Origin of the sequence: Streptomyces sp. NPDC087859, from assembly GCF_044742595.1 — a bacterium.
In the GTDB taxonomy this organism is placed as follows: Bacteria; Actinomycetota; Actinomycetes; order Streptomycetales; family Streptomycetaceae; genus Streptomyces; species Streptomyces canus_F.
The window spans coordinates 61,288-84,592 of sequence record NZ_JBIUUU010000017.1; the positions used below are offsets into that span (position 1 = coordinate 61,288).

Consider the following 23,305-nt stretch of genomic DNA (forward strand, 5'->3'; position numbering starts at 1 on the left):
ACTGACCGAGAGAAGTAAAGCAAGGCTTGCCTTAGTGCACAACGGGTAGGCCTGATCGGACAGTTGAGCGGCTTTTGACGCTTCGTTGCCCGCTCGGGTCTATCGACAGCCTCACAGGTTTAGCTTAGGCTCACCTAAGTTCCCGGTTTGGCGCTCCGTCAGCGTGCCTGCTTTTCCGTCCTTCCTCACGCCTGACAGGCGACTGCCCCCGCACGATGGGAGAGACATGTCACGGGTTCTTCCTGGTGACGCAACACCGGTTCACGACGTCATCGGCATCGGCTTCGGACCTTCCAATGTGGCCATGGCGATTGCGCTCAGCGAGCACAACGCAGGTGCCGGCAGGCAGGAGTCGATCACCGCTCACTTCTTCGAGCAGCAGCCGTGCTTCGGGTGGCACCGCGGCATGCTCCTCGACGACGCGACCATGCAGGTGTCCTTCCTCAAGGACCTGGTGACGCTTCGGAATCCGACCAGCGAATTCAGCTTCCTCTGCTACTTGAAGAGCAAAGGGCGGCTGATCGACTTCATCAACCACAAGAACCTCTTCCCGCTGCGGGTCGAGTTCCACGACTACTTCGAGTGGGCCGCGGCCCAGGTCGAGGACATGGTCTCCTACGGTCACGAGGTCGTCGGCGTCGCGCCCGTGATCCGTGACGGAGCCGTGGAGTACCTGGAAGTGACGGTCCGCTCGGGGGAGGGGCTCGTGGTGCACCGCGCTCGCAACCTCGTCATCGGCACCGGGCTGCGTCCCCGCATGCCGGAGGGTGTGGACCGAGGCGACCGGGTGTGGCACAACTCCGAACTGCTGAGCAGGGTGGATGAGTTGGACGCATCCACCTCGCCCACTCGGTTCGTCGTCGTCGGCGCCGGTCAGAGTGCCGCCGAGAACGTCGCCTATCTGCACCGCCGTTTCCCCGAGGCCGAGGTCTGCGCGGTCTTCTCCCGCTACGGCTACAGCCCCGCTGACGACAGCAGCTTCGCCAACCGGATCTTCGACCCCGAGGCGGTCGACGAGTACTTCGCCGCGCCCGAGCACGTCAAACGTCAACTGATCGACTACCACGGCAACACCAACTACTCCGTGGTGGACATCGATCTGATCGACGACCTCTATCGGCGGATGTACCAGGAGAAGGTCCTTGGGGCCGAGCGGCTCCGCTTCCTCAATGTGTCCCGGCTCAGCGACCTCAAGGAGACACCGGAGAAGGTTCGGGCCACGGTCACGTCCCTCGTCAGCGGCGAGGAGACCCTCCTGGACGCGGATCTGGTGGTATTCGCCACGGGCTATCTCCCCACCGACCCCCTCGGCCTTCTCGGAGAGGTCGCCGACCGCTGCCTCCGCGACGACGAGGGGCGCATCCGCGTGGAGCGTGACTACCGCATTGCCACGGACCCCGAACTGCGCTGCGGCATCTATCTGCAGGGCGGCACGGAGCACGTCCACGGCATCACCTCGTCCCTGTTGTCCAACACGGCCATCCGGGTCGGCGACATCCTGGACTCGCTTCTGGACCGAGGGCTCAAGTCCGCTTCGGACGAGGTCCGTACGGTCGCCGACGGAACCGGCAGCGCCGCCCGCTAGTCATCGAGCAGGGGATAACGTACGTCGACATGGGCACGACTGCAGTCGAGCGCCCCGCGTCCAGGGGCACACCAGGCACAACTCCCGTCCGTCGGCGGCGGGTTGTGGGCCTGGGCATGCTTGTGACGGTCCTGGTGATCGCAGGCGTGGTGTCGTTGGCCGTCGGGGCGCGCGCGTTGAGCCCTGCCGAGGTGTGGCACGGTCTCTTCGCGGCGCCGGAGTCCGACCGGCGGCTGACCGAGATCAGGCTCATCGTGGAGACCGTCAGGGTGCCCCGGACGGTGCTCGCGATCGTGGCGGGCCTCGCCCTGGGTGTCGGCGGTGCGCTGATCCAGGGATACACGCGCAATCCGATCGCGGACACGGGCCTGTTGGGGGTGAACGCCGGCGCCTCGTTCGCCGTGGTGTCGGTGATCGCCTTGTTCGGGTTCACCGACCCGTTCCAGTACGTCTGGTTCGCCTTCCTGGGGGCGGCGGTCTCCGGGGTGGTCGTGTTCGGGCTGGCCAGCATCGGCCGGGGAGCCGGCAATCCGCTGACGCTCGCCCTGGCCGGACAAGGGATCGCGGTGTTCCTGGCGGCGATGACGACAGCGATCTCGCTGTCGGACCAGGCGGCGTTGAACGCGCTGCGGTACTGGAACGCGGGCTCGTTGGCCGGTGTCGGGTTCGATGTCATCTGGCCGGTGACCGCGTTCATCGCGGTGGGGCTGGTGCTGGCGCTGATCACTCTGCCCGCCATCAATCTGCTCAACCTGGGTGACGACGTGGCCCGGGGCCTGGGCGTGAACATCGCGCTGAGCCGGACCGTCGGCATCGCCGCGATCACGCTGCTGGCGGGGGCGGCGACGGCCGCGTGCGGTCCCATCGCGTTCCTCGGGCTCATGGTGGCCCATGTGGCCCGGTATCTGACGGGGCCGGACTATCGCTGGCTGGTGCCTTACGCGGGCCTGCTCGGCGCCATCGTCCTGCTGGTCTGCGACATCGTGGGCCGACTGGTGGTGCGGCCGGGGGAGTTGGACGCGGGCGTGGTCGTCTCCCTCCTGGGAGCGCCGTTCTTCGCGGCTCTGGTCTGGCGCGGAAAGCTGAAGAACGCATGAGCGGGGCAGGTGTGAAGCCGGTCGGGGCGGACACGAAACCGTCTGCGCTGCCGGGCGTGCGGTTCAGGGGAGTGTCGTTCGTCTGGCGGCCCTGGCTGGTCCTCGTGACGCTCCTGCTGGCGGTGGCGACCTTCCTGTTGTTCTGCTTGTCCATCGGCGTGGGGGACTTCCCCATCGGTCTGTCCCGGGTGATGGCCACGATTGTGGGGCGGGGGGAGCGGGTCGACGAGTTCGTGATCATGGATCTGCGGATGCCGCGGGCCCTGGCCGGGCTTGTCGTGGGCATCGCGCTCGGTGTCTCCGGGGCCATCACGCAGTCCATCGCGCGCAATCCGCTGGCCAGCCCGGACGTCCTGGGGATCACCGGGGGCGCCAGTGTGGTCGCGGTCTTCCTGGTGACCGTGTCGGGCGGGACCGCTGCCGCGATCACCAACTCCGTGGGATTGTCCGCGGCGGCGCTCATCGGTGGTCTGGGCACAGGGCTGCTGGTGTACCTGCTGGCGTGGCGGCGGGGCATCGACGGCTTCCGGCTCATCCTCATCGGCATCTCGGTCACCGCCGTGACCCAGGCGATCACGACCTGGCTGTTGGCCACGGCCGACATCAGGGACGTGGCCCGGTCCCAGGCGTGGCTGATCGGCTCGCTGGACAACCGGTCCTGGGGCGAGGTCCGGGTGGCGTCGTGGTGCACGCTGGCGCTGCTGGTCGTCGTGTCCTGCGTCGCGTTCCAGTTCAAGCCCCTGCATCTGGGCGACGAGGTCGCGGCTGGGCTGGGCGTGCGCTTCTCGGCTGTCAGGGCGGTCATGCTGCTGTGTGCGGTCCTGCTGGCCGGCGCGGCGGTGAGCGCGGCCGGCCCGGTGCCGTTCGTCGCGCTGGTGGCGCCGCAGGTGGTGATGCGGCTGGCGAGGTATCCGACGCCGCCCATGGTGGCCTCCGGCCTGGTGGGCGCGTTGCTGCTGATCGGCTCGGATCTGGTCGCACGGGCGGTGCTGCCGGTCAGCCTGCCGGTCGGCGTGGTCACGGCCGCGATCGGCGGCCCCTTCCTTGTCTATCTGCTGGTGCGGGCAAACCTCAGATAGCCGGTGCAGAGGTCAGGAAGCGTAAGCGGAAGGGGCATTGTGGTCGCTCAGGACATCACCGAGATCAAGTCCGATGTCGTCGGCACCTCACGGCTGGAGGCCAGAGGCGTCACGGTCGGGTACGGCGACAGGACGGTCATCGACGATCTCGATGTGGCGATCCCGTCAGGCTTGGTCACCACGATCATCGGCCCCAACGGCTGTGGGAAATCGACCTTGTTGCGCACCCTGTCGCGCCTGCTCAAGCCCGCCGAGGGGACAGTCGTCCTCGACGGCGACGACATCGCCAGGCTCAGGACCAGGGACGTGGCGAAGAAGCTCGGCCTGCTGCCGCAGGCGCCCGTCGCGCCGGACGGGCTGACGGTCGCCGACCTCGTCGCCAGGGGCCGTCATCCGCACCAGAGTTGGCTGCGGCAGTGGTCCTCGGACGACGCCGACGTCGTGGAACGCGCCCTGGCCATGACCGGTGTGGCCGACCTGGCCGACCGCCCGGTGGACGAGCTGTCCGGCGGCCAGCGCCAGCGCGTCTGGATCTCCATGACCCTCGCCCAGGGCACGGACCTGCTGCTCCTGGACGAGCCGACCACCTATCTGGACCTGGCGCACGCCATCGACGTACTCGACCTGGTGAACGATCTGCACACGTCGGGGTGCACCGTCGTCATGGTGCTGCATGACCTCAACCTGGCCGCGCGCTACAGCGACAACCTCATCGTGATGAGGGAGGGGGCGATCCTCGCCCAGGGGCACCCGCGTGACGTGATCACCGCCGAGCTGCTGCACGAGGCGTTCGGACTGCGTGCCCGGGTGATCGACGACCCGGTGGGCGACCGGCCGGTCATCGTGCCGATCGGGCGCGTCAACATTCAACTCCCCTAGATCACTACAAAGTTGGAGAAGTTAGGCTAGGCTTACCTCATCCGCTCACGCTAAGGTTTGCCTGCCCTTACACAGGGGTGTAGCGGACAGTGCGAAAGCAAGGGGATTGCGGATGCTCCTCCACAGAACGACGCGTACGAAGTCCTGGCGACGGTTGGCGGCTGTACTGTCCGCCGCGGCCCTCGGCGCCGGCCTTCTCGCGGGCTGCGGCGACGACTCGTCCGACTCGGCGGACAAGGCGAGCGACGACACCGCGACCACCGCAGCCGGTGCGTTCCCGGTCACCGTGGAGCACGCGTTCGGATCCACGACGGTCACCAAGACCCCCGAGCGGGTCGTCACCGTCGGCTATACCGATGACCAGACCGTCCTGGCCTTCGGCATCAAGCCCGTCGGTATGACCGACCAGTACCCCAACCCGACCGGCCAGAGCCCCGACATCAACACCCAGTGGCCCTGGACCAAGGACAAGTGGGGCGACACCAAGCCCGACGTCATCATGAAGAACGGCGACTCCGGCCCCAACTTCGAGAAGATCGCCGCTCTGCGGCCGGACCTGATCATCGCGGTCTACTCCGAGGTCGATCAGACCGCCTACGACAAGCTCTCCAAGATCGCTCCGACGGTGGGCCGTACCAAGGCCGAGAAGGAGCCCTTCAGCGCGCCCTGGCAGGACAACGCCCTGCAGATCGCCACGGCCCTCGGCAAGGTCGAGGAGGGCGAGAAGATGATCGCGGACATCCAGGGGCAGCTGGACGCGGCCAAGAAGGCGCACCCCGAGTTCGCCGACCAGAAGGCCGTCGCGCTGTCCTGGTACGAGGACTCGGTGGCGCCGTTCACCTCGACCGACGTGCGAGGCCGGCTGGTGTCGGGCATCGGCTTCCCGTACCAGACCGAGATCGACAAGGTCGCGGACGGCAGCTTCTACACCAAGCTCTCCCCGGAGCGCATCGACCTGGTCGACGTCGACCACATCTTCGTCATCAACGACAAGGCGGACACGGAGGCTCTGAAGAAGTTCAAGCTGTTCGCCAACCTGGACGCCGTGAAGAAGGGGAACGTGTCCTACCTGCTGGACAGTGAGGGCCCGGCGGTCGGCGCGGCCATCTCGCAGGGCACCCTGCTCTCCATGCCCTACGCCATCGACGAGCTCGTGAAGTCGGCGGCCGAGTAGGTGTGAGCGGCACCGACACGCGCGTCGCCCCGGCGAAGCTGCACACGGCGACCGGACGCGAGGCCACTCGATGGGTCACGGCGCACTGCCGTGAAGTGCCCTGGCTGACGGTCGCCACCGTGCTCACCACGGTGGCGGGCGCGGCACTCCAGGTGCTCCCCCTGCTCCTGCTCGGCCAGGTGGTCGACGGCGTCGTCGAGGGGGAATCGCGCGCGGTACTGGTCACGATCGGGGCATTGATGGTGGCCGCCGCCCTGCTGGGCGCGGCGGCCGCCGCGGTGTCCACCTACCTGATCGGACGGCTCGGCGCCGACCTGCTCGCGCAGCTGCGCGAAGGCGCCGTCCGCGCGGTGCTCGGGATGCCGAGCGCTCGCATCGAGCAGGTCGGGCGCGGGGACGTGCTCTCCCGGGTCGGTGACGATGTGGCCGTCATCTCCAAGGGCATCCGGATGGCCGTCCCGACGGTGTTCTCGGCGGGCGTGCTGGTGGTCATCGCCACGGTCGGCATGTTCGGGCTGGACTGGCGGCTCGGCCTGGCCGGGGCCGGTGCGCTGCCCGCGTACGCGCTCGCCCTGCGCTGGTACCTCCCCAGGTCCGCCCCGCTCTACCAGCAGCAGCGGGCGGCCCAGTCCGACCGCGCCCAGGCGCTGATCGGCGGACTGGACGGGATCGACACGGTCCGGGCCTACCGCCTGGAGGAAGCCTTCCGCGAGAAGGTCACCGCCGAGTCGTGGCGGGTGCGCAATCTCGGCATCGACGTCTTCCGCTTCTTCGGCCGGTTCGTCGGCCGGGAGAACCGCGCCGAGTTCATCGGCCTCGTCCTCCTCCTCGTCGTCGGATACGCCCTCCTGGAGGCCGATGCGGCGACCCTCGGCGAGGTGTCCGCCGCCCCGCTGCTCTTCCACCGGCTGTTCGTACCGCTGGGCGCCATCATGTTCACCTTCGACGAGGCACAGAAATCGGGTGCGAGCCTGACCCGGCTGGTCGGGGTGCTGGGGGAGGCGGCGGAGGAGCGGCTGGTGGGCGACACGGCCGTGTCGGCAGCGGAAACCGGCTCCTGTCCGGTGACGGTGGAGAGCCTGACCTTCAGCTACCCCGACACCGAGGAGCCGGTTCTCAAGGACGTCAATCTCGTGATCCCCGCCGGGAGTTCGCTCGCTTTGGTGGGAGCGACCGGCGCCGGCAAGACCACGCTCGCCGCGCTGATCGCCGGCATCGGGACCCCGCAGGCCGGATCGGTGCGCATCGGGTCGACCGACCTCGCCGCTCTGGACGAGGCCGGGGCACGGGCCATGGTGAGCATTCTGACCCAGGAGACGCATGTGTTCTCCGGCCCGATCGCCGACGACCTGAGACTGGCCGCCCCCGAGGCCACCGACGCCGAACTGAGGGACGCGCTGCGCACGGTCGGCGCCGACGCATGGGTCGACGCCCTGCCCGACGGGCTGAAGACCCTGGTGGGGGAGGGCGGCGAGCGCCTCGACGTCACCAAGGTCGCCCACATCGCCCTGGCCCGGCTGGTGTTGGCGAAGACGCCGGTGGTGGTGCTCGACGAGTCCACCGCCGAGGCAGGCAGCGCGGGCGCCGCCGAACTGGAGCGCGCGGTGGTGGCCGCCTGCTCCGGCCGTACCACGCTGCTCGTGGCCCACCGGCTCACCCAGGCGATGGCCGCGGACCGGATCGCGGTACTGGACGCGGGCCGCGTCGTGGAACAGGGGACACACGAGGATCTGGTGGCCCTGGACGGCCGGTACGCACGGCTGTGGCGGGCCTGGCGAGAGGGCAGTTGAGCACCCCCGGATGTGAGTTGGGCCGACCTTCGTACGGTGAAAGGAACGCGGAGTCTTCGATGACCGAACCGAGCGCTCGTCACGTACTGCTGTCCCCCGAGCAACTGGCCGACGTACGCCGCCGAACCGGCGACCATGGCGACCGGACCATCACCGAGGCGTGCGCCATCGGACTGGCGTACTGGGCGACGGGGCTCGGCCCCGACGGAATCGATCTCACCCCCGGCACCTTGTTCACCGAAGTTCTCGGCTGGGTCGACAACGGCGGTGACGGGCCCGGGGGCTGGGAGGTCGGAGCGGACGGCCGGAGCATCGCCGTCCCGGACGGTGTCCCGGCCGCCGACGCGCAGCTCGCGCTGGACGATCTGGCCGACTTCCCGGACCGGCCCGTCGGGACCATCGGCCCGTCCACTGTGGCAGCGCGCCTGGAAGCCCTGGCCGAGTGGAACGACACCCGGGCCGACCGGGCGCGGCCGACCATCGTGGAGATGTTCCGTGAGCAGGTGCGCACCAGGCCGGACGCGGTCGCCATCGTCGACGAGCGCCGCTCACTGACGTATCGCCAGACCGCCGCACTCTCCGCTCAGTTGGCCCACCATCTGGTCGAGCGCGGACTCACCGCAGAGCAGGTCGTGGGCATCTCGCTGGGGCGCTCCGCCGACATGGTGATCGGGCTGCTCGCCGTGCTCCAGTCCGGCGGCGCGTTCGTGCCGCTCGATCCGCAGTGGCCGGCCGCACGCCGTGCCGTCGTCATCGAGGACGCCCGGGTCGTGGTGCAGCTCAACGACTCGGGCGAGCACACCCCGGACGAACCGGAAGCCGTGGCCGTCGACTTGGACGACTGGACGTTCGGCTCCCATCCCACCGAGGGGCCCGAGGCCACCCTCCGCGGCGACGCCCTGGCCTACGTCATCTTCACGTCCGGTTCCACCGGGCGGCCCAAGGGCGCGATGATCCGGCACGAGGCGATCAGCGAGCGGCTGCTGTGGCAGGTCAACGAGATCCTCGGCTTCGGCCACGAGGACGCGTCGCTCTTCAAGGCGCCGTTGTCCTTCGACATCTCCATCAACGAGATCTTCCTGCCGCTGGTGTCCGGCGCCCGCCTGGTCGTCCTGCGGCCCGGTGGCGAACGCGACCCGCACCACCTGCTCGGCGTCATCGCCGAGCAGCGCGTCACCTTCACCTACCTGGTGTCGTCCATGCTGGACGTGCTGCTGGACATCGCGGGCGACTCCGGAAAGCTGGCCAGCCTGCGCCATGTGTGGTGCGGCGGCGAGGTGCTGACGCCGGAGCTGTACGAGCGGTACCGCACCCAGCTCGACATCCCCATGTACCACGGCTACGGCCCCGCCGAGACGACCATCGGCGTCTCGCACGTCATCTACCGGGGCGCGGCCGAACGCCTGTCGACGTCGATCGGCAAGGCCAACCCCAACACCCAGCTGTATGTGCTCGATGACGAGTTGCGCCCCGTCCCGGTCGGCGTCGGCGGCGAACTCTACGTGGGCGGATTCCTCCTGGGACGCGGGTACGTGAACGCGCCCGGCCTCACGGCTTCCCGGTTCGTCGCGAACCCGTTCGCGAACGACGGGTCCCGGCTGTACCGGACCGGTGACCTCGCGCGGTTCGCTCCGGACGGGTCGCTGGACTTCCTCGGCCGCGCCGACAACCAGATCAAGATCCGCGGTATGCGGCTGGAGATCGAGGACGTCGAGGTCGGTCTCGCGGAGCATCCCGGCGTCCGCCACACCTGCGTCGTCGCGAAGAAGAACGCGGCGGGCGGCACCTACCTGGTGGGGTACGTGATCCCGGCCGCCGGAGCCCAGGAACTGCGGGCGGACGAGGTCAAGACGTGGGCCACCGCGCACATGGTGGAGTACATGGTGCCCGCCCACATCGTGGTGATGACGGAGTTCCCGCTCACCGCGAACGGCAAGCTCGACCGCAACGCGCTGCCGGAACCCGAGCTGACCACGGGCTCGATCGTCCGGCCCACCACCGAGAACGAGCGCGCGGTGTGCGTGGCGGTCGCGGCGGTGCTGCGGCTGGACGAGGTCGGTGTCGACCAGGACTTCTTCCGACTCGGCGGGGACAGCATCCTGGCGATCTCGCTGCTCGGCGCGCTCCGCGACGCGGGGCTCCATGTCACGACACAGCAGATCTTCGCCCACAGCACCGTGGGCACACTGGCGGCGGTGGCGAGCCGCCAGGAGGCCGCCGCGGCGGACCCCCGCGATGTCGCGACCGGTCCCGTCATCGGATCACCCATCGTGCGCTGGCTCGGCGAGACGACGGACGCGATCGACGGCTTCGTCCAGTCGGTCGTGCTGAACACCCCGGCCGACCTGACCGCCGACGCCCTCGACGAGATCCTCACCGCCCTGGTCCGGCACCACGACATGCTGCGCGCCAAACTGGTGCGCGGCGACCACTGGAGCTTCGACATACCCGAGGCCGGAGGGGCCACCGTGGCCTGGCGGGAGAGCGACCGGCCGCTCGACGAGTGCGTCGCGCTCGCCACCGAGGCGCTGGACCCGGCGGACGGTGTGATGCTGCGGGCCGTCTGGCGCCGCGAGGCACGGCAACTGGTCCTGGTCGCCCATCACGTGGTGATCGACGGTGTGTCCTGGCGGGTCCTGATGGAGGACCTGGCCACCGCCTGGCGCCAGTCGACCTCGGGCACGCCGATAGAGCTGCCCCCGGTCGGTACGTCGTTCCGCCGATGGACACGGCTGCTGGAGCGCGCCGCGTTCGACGCGGACAGCTCCTACTACCGGCGTGAGCTGCCGGGAGTGGACCAACCGGTGGGCAGGCGCGCGCTGGCCGCGGCCGACACCGTCGCGCGGGAGCGGATACGGACCATCACGGTCGCCCCGGAGGTCACGGGCGCGCTGTTGGGCGAGATCCCCGCGAAGTTCCACGCGGGCGTCAACGACGTACTCCTGACCGCGCTCGCCGTCGCCCTCGCTCGGTGGCGCCGTGACCTGGGGCAGGACCAGACGTTCGCGCACATCGAGCTCGAGGGCCACGGCCGCGAGGCACGGTTCGTGGCGGGCTCCGTCGGCTTCGAGCCGGAACTGTCACGGACCGTGGGCTGGTTCACCACCCTGTTCCCGGTGGTCGTGGATCCCGGGGCCGCAGCCGACTTCACGGCGCCCGACTATCTGACCGCCGCGCTCAAGGCGGTCAAGGAGAACCTCGCCCAGGTGCCGGACAACGGCGTCTCCTACGGCGCCCTGCGCTACCTCACCCACTGCGAGTTCGCCGCGCCCGCACCGCAGGTGCTCTTCAACTACCTGGGCCGCTATGACGCGGGCGCCGCCGGGGAGTGGCAACTCGCGGGCAGCACAGGCCAGCTGGGCGAGCGGCGCGACCCGGCGATGCGTCTGCCGCGTCCCCTGGAGTTCAACGCCATCGCCGAGCCCGCCGCCACCGGCGGGTACGAACTCGTCACCAACATCTCCTGGCCCGACGGCATGTTCACCGACCAGGACATCGCGACCCTCGGCGACTACTACCGGATGGCCCTGGCCGGACTGGCCGCGCTCGAGCGGGGCGGCCACTCGCCCAGCGACTTCTCCCTGGTGCCGCTCACCCAGGCCGACGTCGACGACCTGGACGGCCCGCACCTGCGGAACATCCTGCCGCTGACCCCGTTGCAGGAGGGTCTGTACTTCCACTCCGTCTTCGACGACGACTCGGCGGGCGCCTACGTCGAGCAGCAACTCCTCACCCTGGAAGGCGAGGTGGACGCGGACCGGCTCGCGGCGGCGACCACCCGTCTGCTCACGCTGTACCCGAACCTGGCCGCGCGGTTCGTGTCCCTCGGCGACGGTCGCGTCGTCTCCGTACTGGAGAGCGGCGTGGAGGCGCTCTTCACCACGCTGGACCGGCCCGGCATCACCGACACCGAGATCCGCGACCTCGCCGAGCGGGACCGATGCGCCGGGTTCGACCTGGCCACGGGCCCCCTGATGCGGTACACGCTCATCCGCGCCGGCTCCGGCCGCAGCGTCCTGGTGCAGACCGTGCACCACATCCTCGCCGACGGCTGGTCCGTGCCGCCGATGCTCCGCGCGCTGCTGGCCGAGTACCACGCGCCGGGGACCGTGTACCCGGTCGGGGGCTTCCCCGACTATGTGCGCTGGCTCGCCGGACGCGACGACGACGAGAGCGACCGCGTATGGCGCGTGCAACTCGCCGATCTGCCCGGCCCCTCGCTGGTCGCCGAGGGGCACATACCGTCCGAGCGATTCGCCGACACGGCAGTCGAACCGGAGGGCGACATCGACGCGGCCGCCCGCAGAGCCGACGTGCCGCTGAGCGTGGCCGTGCACAGTGCCTGGGCACTCACGCTGGGCTCCCTCCTGCACGGCAGGGATGTGGTGTTCGGCTCCACGGTCTCCGGGCGGGACGCCGAGGTGCCCGGCATCGAGAACATGGTGGGCCTGTTCATCAACACGATCCCGGTGCGCGCGCGTTGGGCCGCCGGCACCACCGCGCGCGACCTGCTCGCCTCGGTGCGCGAACACCACAGTGCCGTGCTGCCGCATCAGCATGTCTCGCTGGCGAGGACCGGTCGCCTGGCCGGCTCCGGCTCGCTGTTCGACACCCTGGTGGTGTTCGACGTGGCGACCGACGTGGACGCCCTGCGGCGGCCCGGCGACACGCTGGTCATCACCGACGTCGTGAACGAGGGTGCTCCGCACTACCCGTTGACGCTGGTGGTGGAACGCGCGCTCGACGGCCGTCCTCGCTTCAACCTGATCTATGACGGCGAGCTGCTGCCAGTGACCACGGCCCAGGCGGTCCTGCACACCTTCACGCGGACCCTCACCGGCCTTCTCACCCGGCCGGACGTCCTGGTCGACAACCTCGTGACCAAGGATGCCCGGCCTCCCGAGCGGATCACTCCGACGACCCTGGGCGCACTGTTCGACGCCGCCGCCCAGCGTGACCCGGCGGCCACCGCCGTCACGCAGTGCGGCCTGGACGGTGGTACCCGCTCACTCACCTACGGCGAACTGGCCGACACGAAGAACGAGTTGGCCTCGGCCCTGCGCGCGGCCGGTGTCGCGCCGGGCAAACGGGTCGCCGTCGCCGTCCCGCGCTCCGTCGAGCAGGTCGTCGCCCTGGTCGCGATCGTCAGCGCGGGCGGCGCGTACGTACCGCTGGATCTGGCGTACCCGGACGAACGGCTGGAATACATCCTCGCGGACGCCGATCCGCAGGTCGTCCTCGTCGACCGTGACCAACGCGACCGCTTCACCGAGCTGCTGGCCAGGGCGGGTGTGCCGGCCCGGGTGCTCGTGCAGGGAGACGAGTCGCCGACGGCGGAGACCGCCGCGCCCGACGTGAGCTGGCACGACGCCGCGTACGTGATCTACACGTCCGGGTCGACCGGGAAACCCAAGGGCGTCGTCGTCCCGCACTCCAGCGTGGTGACGCTGCTCGCCAACACCCAGCCCGACATGGACTTCGGACCGCACGACGTGTGGGTCCAGTTCCACTCCTTCTCCTTCGACTTCGCGGTCTGGGAGCTGTGGGGCGCCCTGGCGTACGGCGGTGAGCTGCTGGTGCCGGAGTACGGGCTGACCCGCTCCCCGGTCGACTTCCACCGGCTGGTCCGCGAGCGCGGGGTGACCGTGCTGAACCAGACCCCGTCGGCGTTCTACCAGTTCATCGAGGCCGATCGGCAGGCCGACGAGCCCCTGACCGCACTGCGCCGGATCATCTTCGGCGGCGAGGCGCTGGACCTCGGGCGGCTGCGCGGCTGGGCCGAGCGATACGGCACCGGTTCGCCCGAGCTGGTCAACATGTACGGCATCACCGAGACCACGGTCCACGTCACCCACCGGGTGCTGACCGACGGCGACTTCGCACTCGGCGACGACGTCAGCCCGATCGGCGGCCCGATCCCCGGCCTGGTCACGCACCTGCTCGACGACCGGCTCCGTCCGGTGCCGCCGGGCCGGGTGGGTGCCATCTACGTCGCCGGCGACCAGGTGTCGCTCGGCTACCTGGGCAGGCCGGGGCTCACCGCGGGCCGCTTCGTGGCGGACCCGTTCGCGGGCGACGGCTCCCGTATGTACCACACGGGCGATCTGGCCCGCCGTACGCTCGACGGCGAGCTGGAGTTCGTCGGGCGTGCGGATGACCAAGTCCAACTCAAGGGGTTCCGCATCGAGTTGGGCGAGGTGGAGTCGGCGATCAGGGACCTCGACGGCGTGGTGGACACGGCCGTCACCGTGGCGGACGGCGGCGATCATCTGGTCGCGCATGTCGTGGGCAGCGTTCCCGATGCCTTCACCGAGCTGCTGTCCCACAAGCTGCCCGCGCACATGGTGCCGGGCCGGGTGCTGTCGGTGGACGCGCTGCCGCTGACGGTCAACGGCAAGCTGGACCGCAAGGCCCTCATCCGGCAGGCCGCACAGGACGACACCCCGGTGGCCGGGAGTGATTCCGCGCTCGCCGCGATCGTCGGCATCTTCGCCGAGACACTGCCCGGTTCCGCTGTGGACGGCGACACCGACTTCTTCCGAGCCGGAGGCGACAGCATCGTCGCCATCACCGTCGTGAACCGGGCCAGGGCCCTCGGCCTGCCGATCGTGCCCCGGGATGTCTTTCTGAGCCGGACGCCGCGCGCGCTGGCCCAGAACCTGGCCACGCGTACACCGCACACCGCCGCGCCCGCCCCGGTCCGTCGCGAGGACGGACCGCTGACGCCGACGCCGATCATCCTGCGCCAGCGCGAGCTGGACGGATCGCTCGCCCTGTTCGCCCAGGCCAGGACGCTGGTCGCTCCCGAGGGCGCCGGCTTCACCGACGTGGAACGCGCCGCGAACGCCATCGTGGCCGCGCACCCGGTGCTGCGGCTGCGGCTGCGCGTCGACCACGGCGTCTGGGCCCTGCGCACCGAACCGGCCCGTGCGGTCACCGTCGTACGACCGGACACGACCGACGCGACGACGGCGGCGAACGAGGCCGCAGGGCGTCTGGATCCCGAGGCGGGGGACGTCATCGCGTTCTCGTGGCTGGAGACGAGCCGGACCCTGGTCGTCACCGTCCACCACCTCGCCGTCGACTCGGTGTCCTGGCTGGTCCTCCTCGACGACCTGACCACCGCCCTGCGCGGGGAGCCCTTGGCGCCGCCGACCACGTCCTATGCCGAATACGCCGAAGCACTGACGCTCCAGTCCGCCCACGCCACCGACGACCTCGGGCACTGGATCACCACCCTCCGGGCTCCGGCGCTGCTGCCCACGGTCGACGGCCTGCGCGAGACCACGGTCGTACTGCCACCCGAAGTGAGCGACCGCGTGACCCGCACCGCACCCGCCGCCCTCGGCGTCGGCCTCACCGAGCTGCTGTGCGGGGCCCTGCGCACCGCGCTGACACGGATCCAGCCGACGCCCACCGACCTCGCGATCGACCTGGAGCGACACGGCCGGGTCCCCGTTCTCGAACACCACGACTACACGCGTACGGTCGGCTGGTTCACCTCCATCGCGCCCGTACGGCTCACTGCGCACACCGATCCCGTCGTGGCCGCCCGCGAGATCGCCGCACGCCAGCCGGACGAGCGCGGGCACGTCGCCTACGGCCGGCTCAGGTACCTCAACCCGCAGACGGCCCCGCTGCTGCACGCCCGCCCGCAGGTGCTGTTCAACTACCTCGGCCGCGGCAGCGAGTCGCAGGCACTGCACATCACCGGCGGCGAACAGAGCAGCCCGTACGGCGTGGAGGTCAACGCGTGGCTGGACGAGGCCACCGGATGCCTGCACGCGGCCTTCACCCTCGCCGAGGGCATCGGCGACGAGATCACCGAGCACTGGCTCAGCGCACTGCACACCGTCGCGGACGCCTCCGCGACGGCCGAGCGCACGGCACCGGTCACCCCGCTCCAGCGCGGCCTGTACTTCCAGGCACAGATGGCGGGCACGGCCGGACACTACGTCGCGCAGAGCTGGTTCACCTTCGACCGGCGCCTGGACACCGACGCGCTGGCCGAGGCGATGGCGCACGTGATCGCACGGCACCCGGTCGTGGGCGCCGGCTTCACCACCGACGACGACGGAAACCCGGTCCAGGTCCTCAAGGCCGGGCGTCGCATCGCTGTGCGTACCCTCGCGCTGTCCACGGACGCGGAGGTCGAAGTTCTGCGCGCCCGGGACCGTGACACCGGGTTCGACCCCGGTGAGCCACCGCTGATCCGGATGACCGTGGTGCGCCTTCCCGACGACCGCGACGGCCTGCTGCTCAGCTACCACCTGCTGCTGTGGGACGGCTGGTCCCGCGAGATCGTGCTGAGGGACCTGTTCGACGCCTATCAGGCCGTCCTGACGGGCGAGTTGTCCGACCCGACCCCGGCCACGCCGAGCTTCGAGGAGCACGCCCGGGCGCTCGACGCCAAGGACGCCGCCGTATCGGAACGCTTCTGGGCAGCGCACCTGGCGGGCGTCCCCGGCCCGACGCTGCTCGCGGGTCCGGCACCCGCCCTCTCGGACGACCTGCCGCGCGCCCTGGTCCACTCGCTCTCCGCCGAGCAGTCGGACCTGCTGCGGGAAGCTGCCAGGGCGCACGGCGTCACGCTGAACTCGGTGCTGACCGGCGGGTTCGGTCTTTTGCTGGGTGCTCTCACGGGCCGCAGTGACGCCGTGTTCGGTGTGACCGTCTCAGGCCGGGAGGGCGAAGGGCTGGACGGCATCGTGGGCGTGCTGCTCAACACCGTGCCGATGTGGACGCGGGCCCGGCCGGACAGCACGGTCCGGGCGTATCTGGCGGCCGTCCAGGCGGGCCGGGTCGAGGCGATGGAGCACGAGCACCTGGGGCTCGGCGAGATCCAGCGGGCCAGCGGGCACGACACCTTGTTCGACAACCTGTTCGTACTCCAGAACTTCCTGGACATGGACGCCTTCGCCGAGATGAACGCCAGGCACGGCATCACCTCGGTGAAGGCCGACGACTCCACCCACTATCCGTTCACCTGGGTCGTCACGCCCGGCGACCGGCTCACGGTCAAGCTGGAGTACCGCGCCGGGGACACCGACAACGCCCGGCGTCTCCTCGACGACTACCTGCGCGTACTCGAGGACCTGGCGCGGGCGACCGGACCGGTGGGCGCGCTGCGGGGGCTGGGGCCGGAGCCCTCGCGGGGGGAGCGGACGGACGTCGGCACGGACACCGTCGTCGACCGGTTCGACCAGGCGGCGGATCGCGACCCGGAGCGGACCGCTCTCGTCGCCCACGGCTCCACCATGACCTTCGCAGAGCTCCGGGACCGCAGCCGTGCGGTGGCCGGGGTGCTCGCCCGGCGGGGCATCGGTCCCGAGACGACCGTGGGTCTCGCGATCCCGCGCTCCCTCGACTCGATCGTGGCACTGTTCGCCGTGCTGCGTGTCGGCGCCGCGTATGTGCCGCTGGAGTTGGATCACCCGGACGAGCGGATCGCCGTGATCGTCGAGGACGCCCGGCCGGATGTGATCCTCACCGTGAGCTCCGTGTCGCCCCGGCTGATCCCGCTCACCGGCGACCTGATCGAGCTGGACCGCCCCCTGCCCGAGGGTGAGCCGTTCGTGACCTTCACGCCCGACGACCCCGACCGGCTGCGGCACCCCGCGTACACGATCTACACCTCGGGATCGACCGGGAAGCCCAAGGGCGTGGTGACCGAGTACGCCGGGCTCACCAACATGCTGATCAACCACCAGCGCCGGATCTTCGAACCGGTGCTGGCGGAGCACGGGCACCGGGTCTTCCGGATCGCACACACCGTGTCGTTCGCGTTCGACATGTCCTGGGAGGAACTGCTGTGGCTCGCCGACGGGCATGAAGTGCACATCTGTGACGAGGAGCTGCGCCGTGACGCACCCCGGCTGGTCGAGTACTGCCTGGAGCACGGCATCGACGTCATCAACGTGACGCCGACCTATGCGCAACAGCTGGTCGCCGAGGGCCTGTTGGACGACCCGGAGCGACGGCCGCCACTGGTGCTCCTCGGCGGTGAGGCGGTCACCCCGACGCTGTGGCGGCGGCTCGCCGAGACCCAGGGGACCGTCGGCTACAACCTGTACGGACCCACCGAGTACACGATCAACACCCTCGGCGTCGGCACCTTCGAGTGCCAGGACCCGGTGGTGGGCGTGGCGATCGACAACACGGACGTCTACGTGCTGGATCCGTGGCTGCGGCCGCTGCCGGACGGAGTCCCCGGGGAGCTGTATGTGTCGGGAATCGGCATCGCGCGCGGCTACCTCGGGCAGTCCGCCCAGACCGCGCACCGCTTCGTCGCATGCCCCTTCGGCGCACCCGGCGAGCGCATGTACCGCACCGGCGACCTGGTGGTCCGTCGGCCCGACGGCAACCTGATGTACCTGGGACGCACCGATCAGCAGGTCAAGATCCGGGGCCACCGGGTCGAACTCGGCGAGGTCGAGGCCGCCTTCGCGGCGCACCAGGCGGTGCGCTTCGTCGCCGCCGTGGCCCAGCCCGACCCGCAGGTGGACGGTGCCTACCGGCTGGCCGCCTATCTGGTGCTGGAGGGAGCGGAGTTGGCGACGGTCGCCGCACAAGTGGGCGCCGGGCTGCCGGACTTCCTGCGCCCGACGCACTACGCCCAGGTCGACAGCATCCCGTTGACGGTGAACGGGAAGGCTGACACGAAGGCGTTGCCGGAGGCCAAGCCGCTCGGCGCGTTGACCACGGCGGGGGAGCGGGCGCCGGAGACCGAGACCGAGACCGTGGTGTGCGAGTACTTCGCCGAGGCACTGGACCTGGACGACGACGAGGTGAGCGCGGTGAGCGACTTCATGGCCCTGGGAGGGCATTCCATGCTGGCGGTGCGGCTGACCGGGCTGCTCCGGCGTGAGTACGGTCCCGTACTCACGATCCGAGACCTGTTCACCCTGCGCACCCCGGAAGCGATTGCCCGCCACCTCGATGACCACTCCTGACAAGCAGCGGCCCCGCCCGGGGTCCGACATCCTCCGCACCGCCCTGCGGCGCAACCGCAGCGCCATGGTCTGGGGCACCGTGCTCATGGGCCTGTACCAGGCGGGCGAGACGGCCTTCCCCATCGCACTCGGCCTGATCGTCGAGCACACGTTGAGAGACCGGAGCCCCGGCTCACTGGGTCTGTCGATCGCTGTGCTGGCCGTGATCATCACGACGGTGTCGCTGTCGTGGCGGTTCGGGATGCGCGTCCTGCAGAAGGCCAACACGACCGAGGCGCACCGTTGGCGGGTGGAGGTCGCGGCCTGCGGCCTCCAGCCGGTTGCCAGGGACACCGAACTGAAGTCCGGCGAGGTGCTGACCATCGCCACCGAGGACGCCGACCAGACCGCCGACATCATCGAGGTGGTGCCCCTGCTCATCAGCTCGCTGGTGGCGGTGGCCGTCGCGGCCGTCGCGCTGGGCCTGGCCGACCTCCGGCTCGGCCTGCTGGTGATCGTGGGAACCGCCGCGATCATGTCGATCCTGAGTGTGCTGTCCAAGCGGATCGGCTCCAGCACCCAGGAGCAGCAGGCCCGGGTGGCGCGGGCGGGCGCGAAGGTCGCCGACCTGATCACCGGCCTGCGCCCGCTGCACGGCTTCGGCGGCAACCACGCGGCGTTCCGTTCCTACCGCAAGGTCAGTACGGAGGCGAGGCATCAGGCCATCGCCGTCGCCAGGGTCAACGGTGTGTACGCGGGCACGTCTCTGGCCCTCAACGCGGTCCTCGCCGGCGCCGTGACCCTGACGGCGGGCTGGCTGGCCTTCGACGGTCAGATCACCATCGGGGAACTCGTCATGGCCGTGGGGCTGGCGCAGTTCATCATGGAACCGCTCAGGCTGTTCTCCGAGATGCCGAAGTACGTGATGATCGCGCGCGCGTCGGCCGAGCGGATGGCGCTGGTGCTGACCGCGCCGCCGGTCGCGGCCACTGGGCCCCAACGCCCGGCCGCAGGCGGGGACTTGGAGATCGACGGCGTCCGGCACGGAACTCTGCGCAAGCTGAAGTTCCAGGTGGCCGCAGGGGAGTTCGTGGCGATCGCCGCCTACCAGCCGCGTGCGGCGGCAGACCTCGCCTCCATCCTGGCCGTGAACGTCCCGCCCGACGCGTACGAGGGTGTCGTCAGGGTCAGCGGCCAGGACCTCGCGGATCTGTCGATCGAGGCGGTACGCGAGCATCTGCTGGTGAACCCCTATGACGGGGAGATCTTCGCGGGCACCCTCCGCACGAACATCGACCCCTCGGGCACCAGCCGGACGGTTGGCGAGGCGGTCGAGGCGTCCCTGCTGACCGACGTCGTCGCCCTGCACCGCGAGGGCCTCGACCACCCGGTCCGCGACCGTGGCGCGAACCTCTCCGGGGGACAGCGCCAAAGGCTCTCCCTGGCCAGGGCGTTGGCCGCCGACACCGACATCCTCGTGCTGCACGATCCGACGACAGCCGTCGACGCCGTCACCGAACAGCTCATCGCGCGCAACGTCGCGAAGCTTCGCAGGGGCCGCACCACGATCGTGCTCACGAGCAGTCCGGCTCTCCTGGACGCCGCCGACCGCGTCCTCGTCCTGGACGACGGCGTCATCACCGCGGAGGACACGCATCGCAACCTCCTGGCCACCGACGAGGGTTACTGCCTGGCCGTAGCCCGCTGACCCGACCCGCTAACCGAGGGCCCAGGCGACATCCCTGAGCAGGGCATGCCGCCAGCCCGCCCGGTCATGACCCGAGGCCGACCGGGAGACGCGCACGGTCGCACCGGCCTGCTCGGTCAGGGACTCGGTGAGTTCGCAGTGGGGCAGCATCCCCGTCTCGTGCTCCCCGACGTCGAACGCGATCCGCAGACCGGACAGTCCGGGATGCTCCCGCAGACGCGCGGCGATGGTGCCGCCGACCGGGCCGCTCATCGGGTCCGGCAGGTCCATGGCGTCGGGCGTCCACCAGAACGACCCCGACTGGCAGGCGACTCGGGACACCAGCTCCGGGAACTCCAGCGCCGCGTACAGCGCGCTGAGCCCGCCGAGGCTCTGCCCGGCGACCACCAGCCGGTCCGGGTCGGCGGGTACTCCGGACTCCGCGACCAGCGGCAGCAGTTCGTCCCGGATCGCCTCCCACAGAGTCGGCCGGCACGCGAACTCGGCCGCCCTGTCCTTGGCCGGCAGGAAGACGAGCGTGACCGGGGCGACCTGGCCACTGGCGACGGCCGAGTCGAACGCGGTCATGGCCGGGTGCAGATACAGCCAGTCGTCTCCGTCCAGCAGCAGGACCACCGGTCCGCCGCCGCCCGCCGGATGGATGCGTACGGTACGCCGCCCACCGAGCCGTTCACTGGCCCAGCGGATCCGGGCACGGGGCAGGGGCAGGACATCGGAGGCGCCGACGTCGGGCCAGTGCGGCTGGTCCGGAGTGTCCGGGGTGGCGGCGATGGACCGGTCACCGCCCGCGCCCACCGGGTTGAACGGGTCGGCGTACGCCGCGCCGCCCGCCAGGAACCGATAGGTCACCCGCAGCCTCGCGGGCATGCGCACCTCGGCGTACCAGCAGTCCGTGTCGCCCCAACGGCGCAGGGGAACCGGCGCCGACCAGATCTCGAACTCGATGCTCGCCGCTTCGGAGCCTCGCCACAGGAACAGGGTGGTCCAACCGCCGTCCTCGGCAGGAGCCGACGCAGGTGTTCCTGCCGCCGCCCAGAACTCGTCGGTGCCGGGTGTGCCAGGCAGTCCGAATGCGGCGAAGGCGTGCTCCGTGTCGGCGGTGACCGGGCGCATGAACGTCTCCTTGTGAGAGGGAAACGGCGACGGCTAAGCTGCTGTCAATTAGGTCAGGCTAACCTAATGTTGCCGTTTCCGAGGAGGCGCCGAGCATGAGCACCAACCCCTTCGACGACAACGAAGGCCGTTTCCGCGTCCTGGTGAACGACGAGGGTCAGCACTCCCTCTGGCCGGCCTTCGCCGAGGTGCCCGGTGGGTGGACGGTCGCCTTCGAGGAGAACACCCGAGAGGCTTGCCTGGAATACGTCGAAGCCCACTGGACCGACCTGCGTCCCCGATCCCTCTCGGCGTCGATGGAGAGCTGACCCACGTGGCATGACGCAGAGCACGGCTCGGCTGCTCGCTGCTCCACCGTGACGGCGGACCAGGCCGTAGGACATCAGGAAGACCCGAGCGGCCGGTGGCAGCGGCGAGCCCGTGTCCGACCGGCATTGCGATCGCCTGATCAGCCCAACATGCGGTTGGCTCTCGCCGCTCCTACCGTGGATGCGTAAGCGGCTGGCGCGGGAGGGGCCCGTGGCCTAACGGATGTGGCGTGTGTCGGCTCCGAACACCACCGGAAGGCGGCCTTGGCATGGCCATGCAGTCAGACACTCCCGTTCTCGACACGCTCGTCGCTATGACGGTCGATTCGATCGAGCGCTGCGGCCTGGACGAGAAGACGTTCCTTCTCACCCGCCTGGCCGCGCTCGCGGCCATGGACGCCCCGGCCATCTCCTACCTCGCGCATGTCGACCCCGCCATCAAGGCAGACCTGACCCCCGAGGAACTGCAGGACGTTCTCGTTGCCATCGCGCCCGTCGTCGGCACCGCACGCGTCATGTCGGCCGCAACTCACATCACCGAAGCGCTCGGCATCACCATCGCGCTGGCCGAGGCCGAGGCCGAGGCAATGGCCGAGACGGAAGCCCAGACCCGGAGCAGGCCCTGACCTGCTCTCTCGATCTGGCTCGGGCCGGTACCCGTCCTCGTGGCACGACGGGTACCGGCAGCTGAGCACGGCGACCGCATGACCGTAAGCGGACCGCATGCACCATCACTCGATACCTCCGATACAAGAAACGGGGGAGCCACATGTGCCGCTGGATCGCCTACTCGGGGACGCCCGTCCTTCTCAGCCAAGTCCTGTTCGAGCCGGAACACTCCTTGATCGACCAGAGCCTGCACTCCCGCATGGGGGTGGAGACGACCAACGGCGATGGTTTCGGCATCGGCTGGTACGCGCGGGACACGGACACTCCGGCGGTGCTGCGGGATGTCGGTCCGGCTTGGAGCAACCGCAATCTGTCGGAGGTCGCCCACCACGTTCGCTCGGGTCTGTTCTTCGCACACGTCAGGGCCTCGACCGGGACTGCCGTGCAGCAGACCAACTGCCACCCCTTCCGGCACGGTCGCTGGATGTGGATGCACAACGGGGCGATCAGCGGGTTCGACCGGCTCCGGCGTGACCTCACCCTGGCCGTCGATCCGGCCCTGTATCCCGACATCGAGGGTTCCACCGACTCCGAGCTGATGTTCTTCCTGGCCCTCACATTCGGCCTGGCGGAGAATCCTCCCGATGCCGTGGCGCGTATGGCCGCCCTGGTCGAGAAGGTGGGGCACGCGCACGGCATCCGCCACCCGCTGCAGATGACCCTCGCGATGGCCGACGGGGAACGTGTCTGGGCCTTCCGCTACTCCAGCGAGGGCCGCTCGCGGTCGTTGTACTTCAGCACCAAGGTGGACGCCCTGCGTGCGCTCCACCCTGATGCCGCGTTCCTGCGGGACATCTCCGACGACACCCGCCTGGTCGTCTCCGAACCGCTGGGCGCCCTGTCCGGCGCCTGGAACGAGGTGCCGGAGAGCAGTTTCGGCATCATTCAGCCGGGTGGGGACGCGCTCCATGCTTTCCGGCCCTCCCCGCAAGGCGCATCGGCCTGAAGCCGGCCAGCGATGCGGTGGAGGGG

12 protein-coding genes are annotated in these 23,305 nt (G+C 70.0%); 11 read left to right on the top strand and 1 reads right to left on the bottom strand.

Going from position 1 to position 23,305, the window contains the following annotated elements:
* The first annotated feature begins 226 nt into the window (after positions 1–226).
* The 8 genes from ACIOHP_RS36055 (at position 227) to ACIOHP_RS36090 (ending at position 20,243) form a co-directional block, all read left to right on the top strand.
* On the top strand, positions 227–1,585 hold the full coding sequence (locus tag ACIOHP_RS36055; RefSeq protein ID WP_401893992.1) for a lysine N(6)-hydroxylase/L-ornithine N(5)-oxygenase family protein: 1,359 nt from the start codon (positions 227–229) through the stop codon (positions 1,583–1,585).
* A 29-nt stretch (positions 1,586–1,614) separates the two neighbouring features.
* Positions 1,615–2,682 (top strand): FecCD family ABC transporter permease, encoded by a 1,068-nt coding sequence (locus tag ACIOHP_RS36060; protein ID WP_401893993.1) that lies wholly within the window; start codon positions 1,615–1,617, stop codon positions 2,680–2,682.
* Positions 2,679–3,761, top strand: a complete 1,083-nt coding sequence (locus ACIOHP_RS36065) for a FecCD family ABC transporter permease (RefSeq protein ID WP_401893995.1) — start codon at positions 2,679–2,681, stop codon at positions 3,759–3,761. Before ACIOHP_RS36060 ends, ACIOHP_RS36065 begins: the two co-directional genes overlap by 4 nt.
* A 39-nt stretch (positions 3,762–3,800) precedes the next feature.
* Positions 3,801–4,640: an ABC transporter ATP-binding protein gene (locus tag ACIOHP_RS36070; RefSeq protein WP_361551276.1), complete on the top strand. Its 840-nt coding sequence runs from the start codon at positions 3,801–3,803 to the stop codon at positions 4,638–4,640.
* A 112-nt stretch (positions 4,641–4,752) separates the two neighbouring features.
* Positions 4,753–5,814, top strand: a complete 1,062-nt coding sequence (locus ACIOHP_RS36075; RefSeq protein ID WP_401893996.1) for an iron-siderophore ABC transporter substrate-binding protein — start codon at positions 4,753–4,755, stop codon at positions 5,812–5,814.
* 2 nt (positions 5,815–5,816) lie between these two features.
* A complete protein-coding gene (locus ACIOHP_RS36080) occupies positions 5,817–7,604 on the top strand; it encodes an ABC transporter ATP-binding protein (RefSeq protein ID WP_401893998.1) in 1,788 nt (595 codons plus the stop codon).
* Positions 7,605–7,663: 59 nt separating this feature from the next.
* Positions 7,664–18,556: an amino acid adenylation domain-containing protein gene (locus tag ACIOHP_RS36085; RefSeq protein WP_401894000.1), complete on the top strand. Its 10,893-nt coding sequence runs from the start codon at positions 7,664–7,666 to the stop codon at positions 18,554–18,556.
* Positions 18,543–20,243: an ABC transporter ATP-binding protein gene (locus ACIOHP_RS36090; protein WP_401894002.1), complete on the top strand. Its 1,701-nt coding sequence runs from the start codon at positions 18,543–18,545 to the stop codon at positions 20,241–20,243. The genes ACIOHP_RS36085 and ACIOHP_RS36090 overlap by 14 nt, the downstream gene beginning before the upstream one ends.
* A 9-nt stretch (positions 20,244–20,252) precedes the next feature.
* Here the strand turns inward: ACIOHP_RS36090 and ACIOHP_RS36095 are convergent, their stop codons facing one another.
* Complete coding sequence (locus tag ACIOHP_RS36095; protein ID WP_401894003.1) at positions 20,253–21,356, bottom strand: alpha/beta hydrolase-fold protein; 1,104 nt, start codon at positions 21,354–21,356, stop codon at positions 20,253–20,255.
* Positions 21,357–21,451: 95 nt separating this feature from the next.
* Between ACIOHP_RS36095 and ACIOHP_RS36100 the strand changes: the two genes are divergently transcribed.
* From ACIOHP_RS36100 to ACIOHP_RS36110, 3 genes are all read left to right on the top strand, one after another.
* Positions 21,452–21,664: an MbtH family protein gene (locus ACIOHP_RS36100; RefSeq protein ID WP_361486361.1), complete on the top strand. Its 213-nt coding sequence runs from the start codon at positions 21,452–21,454 to the stop codon at positions 21,662–21,664.
* Between the two features lie 269 nt (positions 21,665–21,933).
* A complete protein-coding gene (locus ACIOHP_RS36105) occupies positions 21,934–22,290 on the top strand; it encodes a carboxymuconolactone decarboxylase family protein (protein WP_401894005.1) in 357 nt (118 codons plus the stop codon).
* A gap of 143 nt (positions 22,291–22,433) precedes the next feature.
* Entirely contained in the window at positions 22,434–23,279 is an 846-nt protein-coding gene (locus tag ACIOHP_RS36110; RefSeq protein ID WP_401894007.1) for a class II glutamine amidotransferase, read from the top strand.
* Positions 23,280–23,305: the final 26 nt, after the last annotated feature.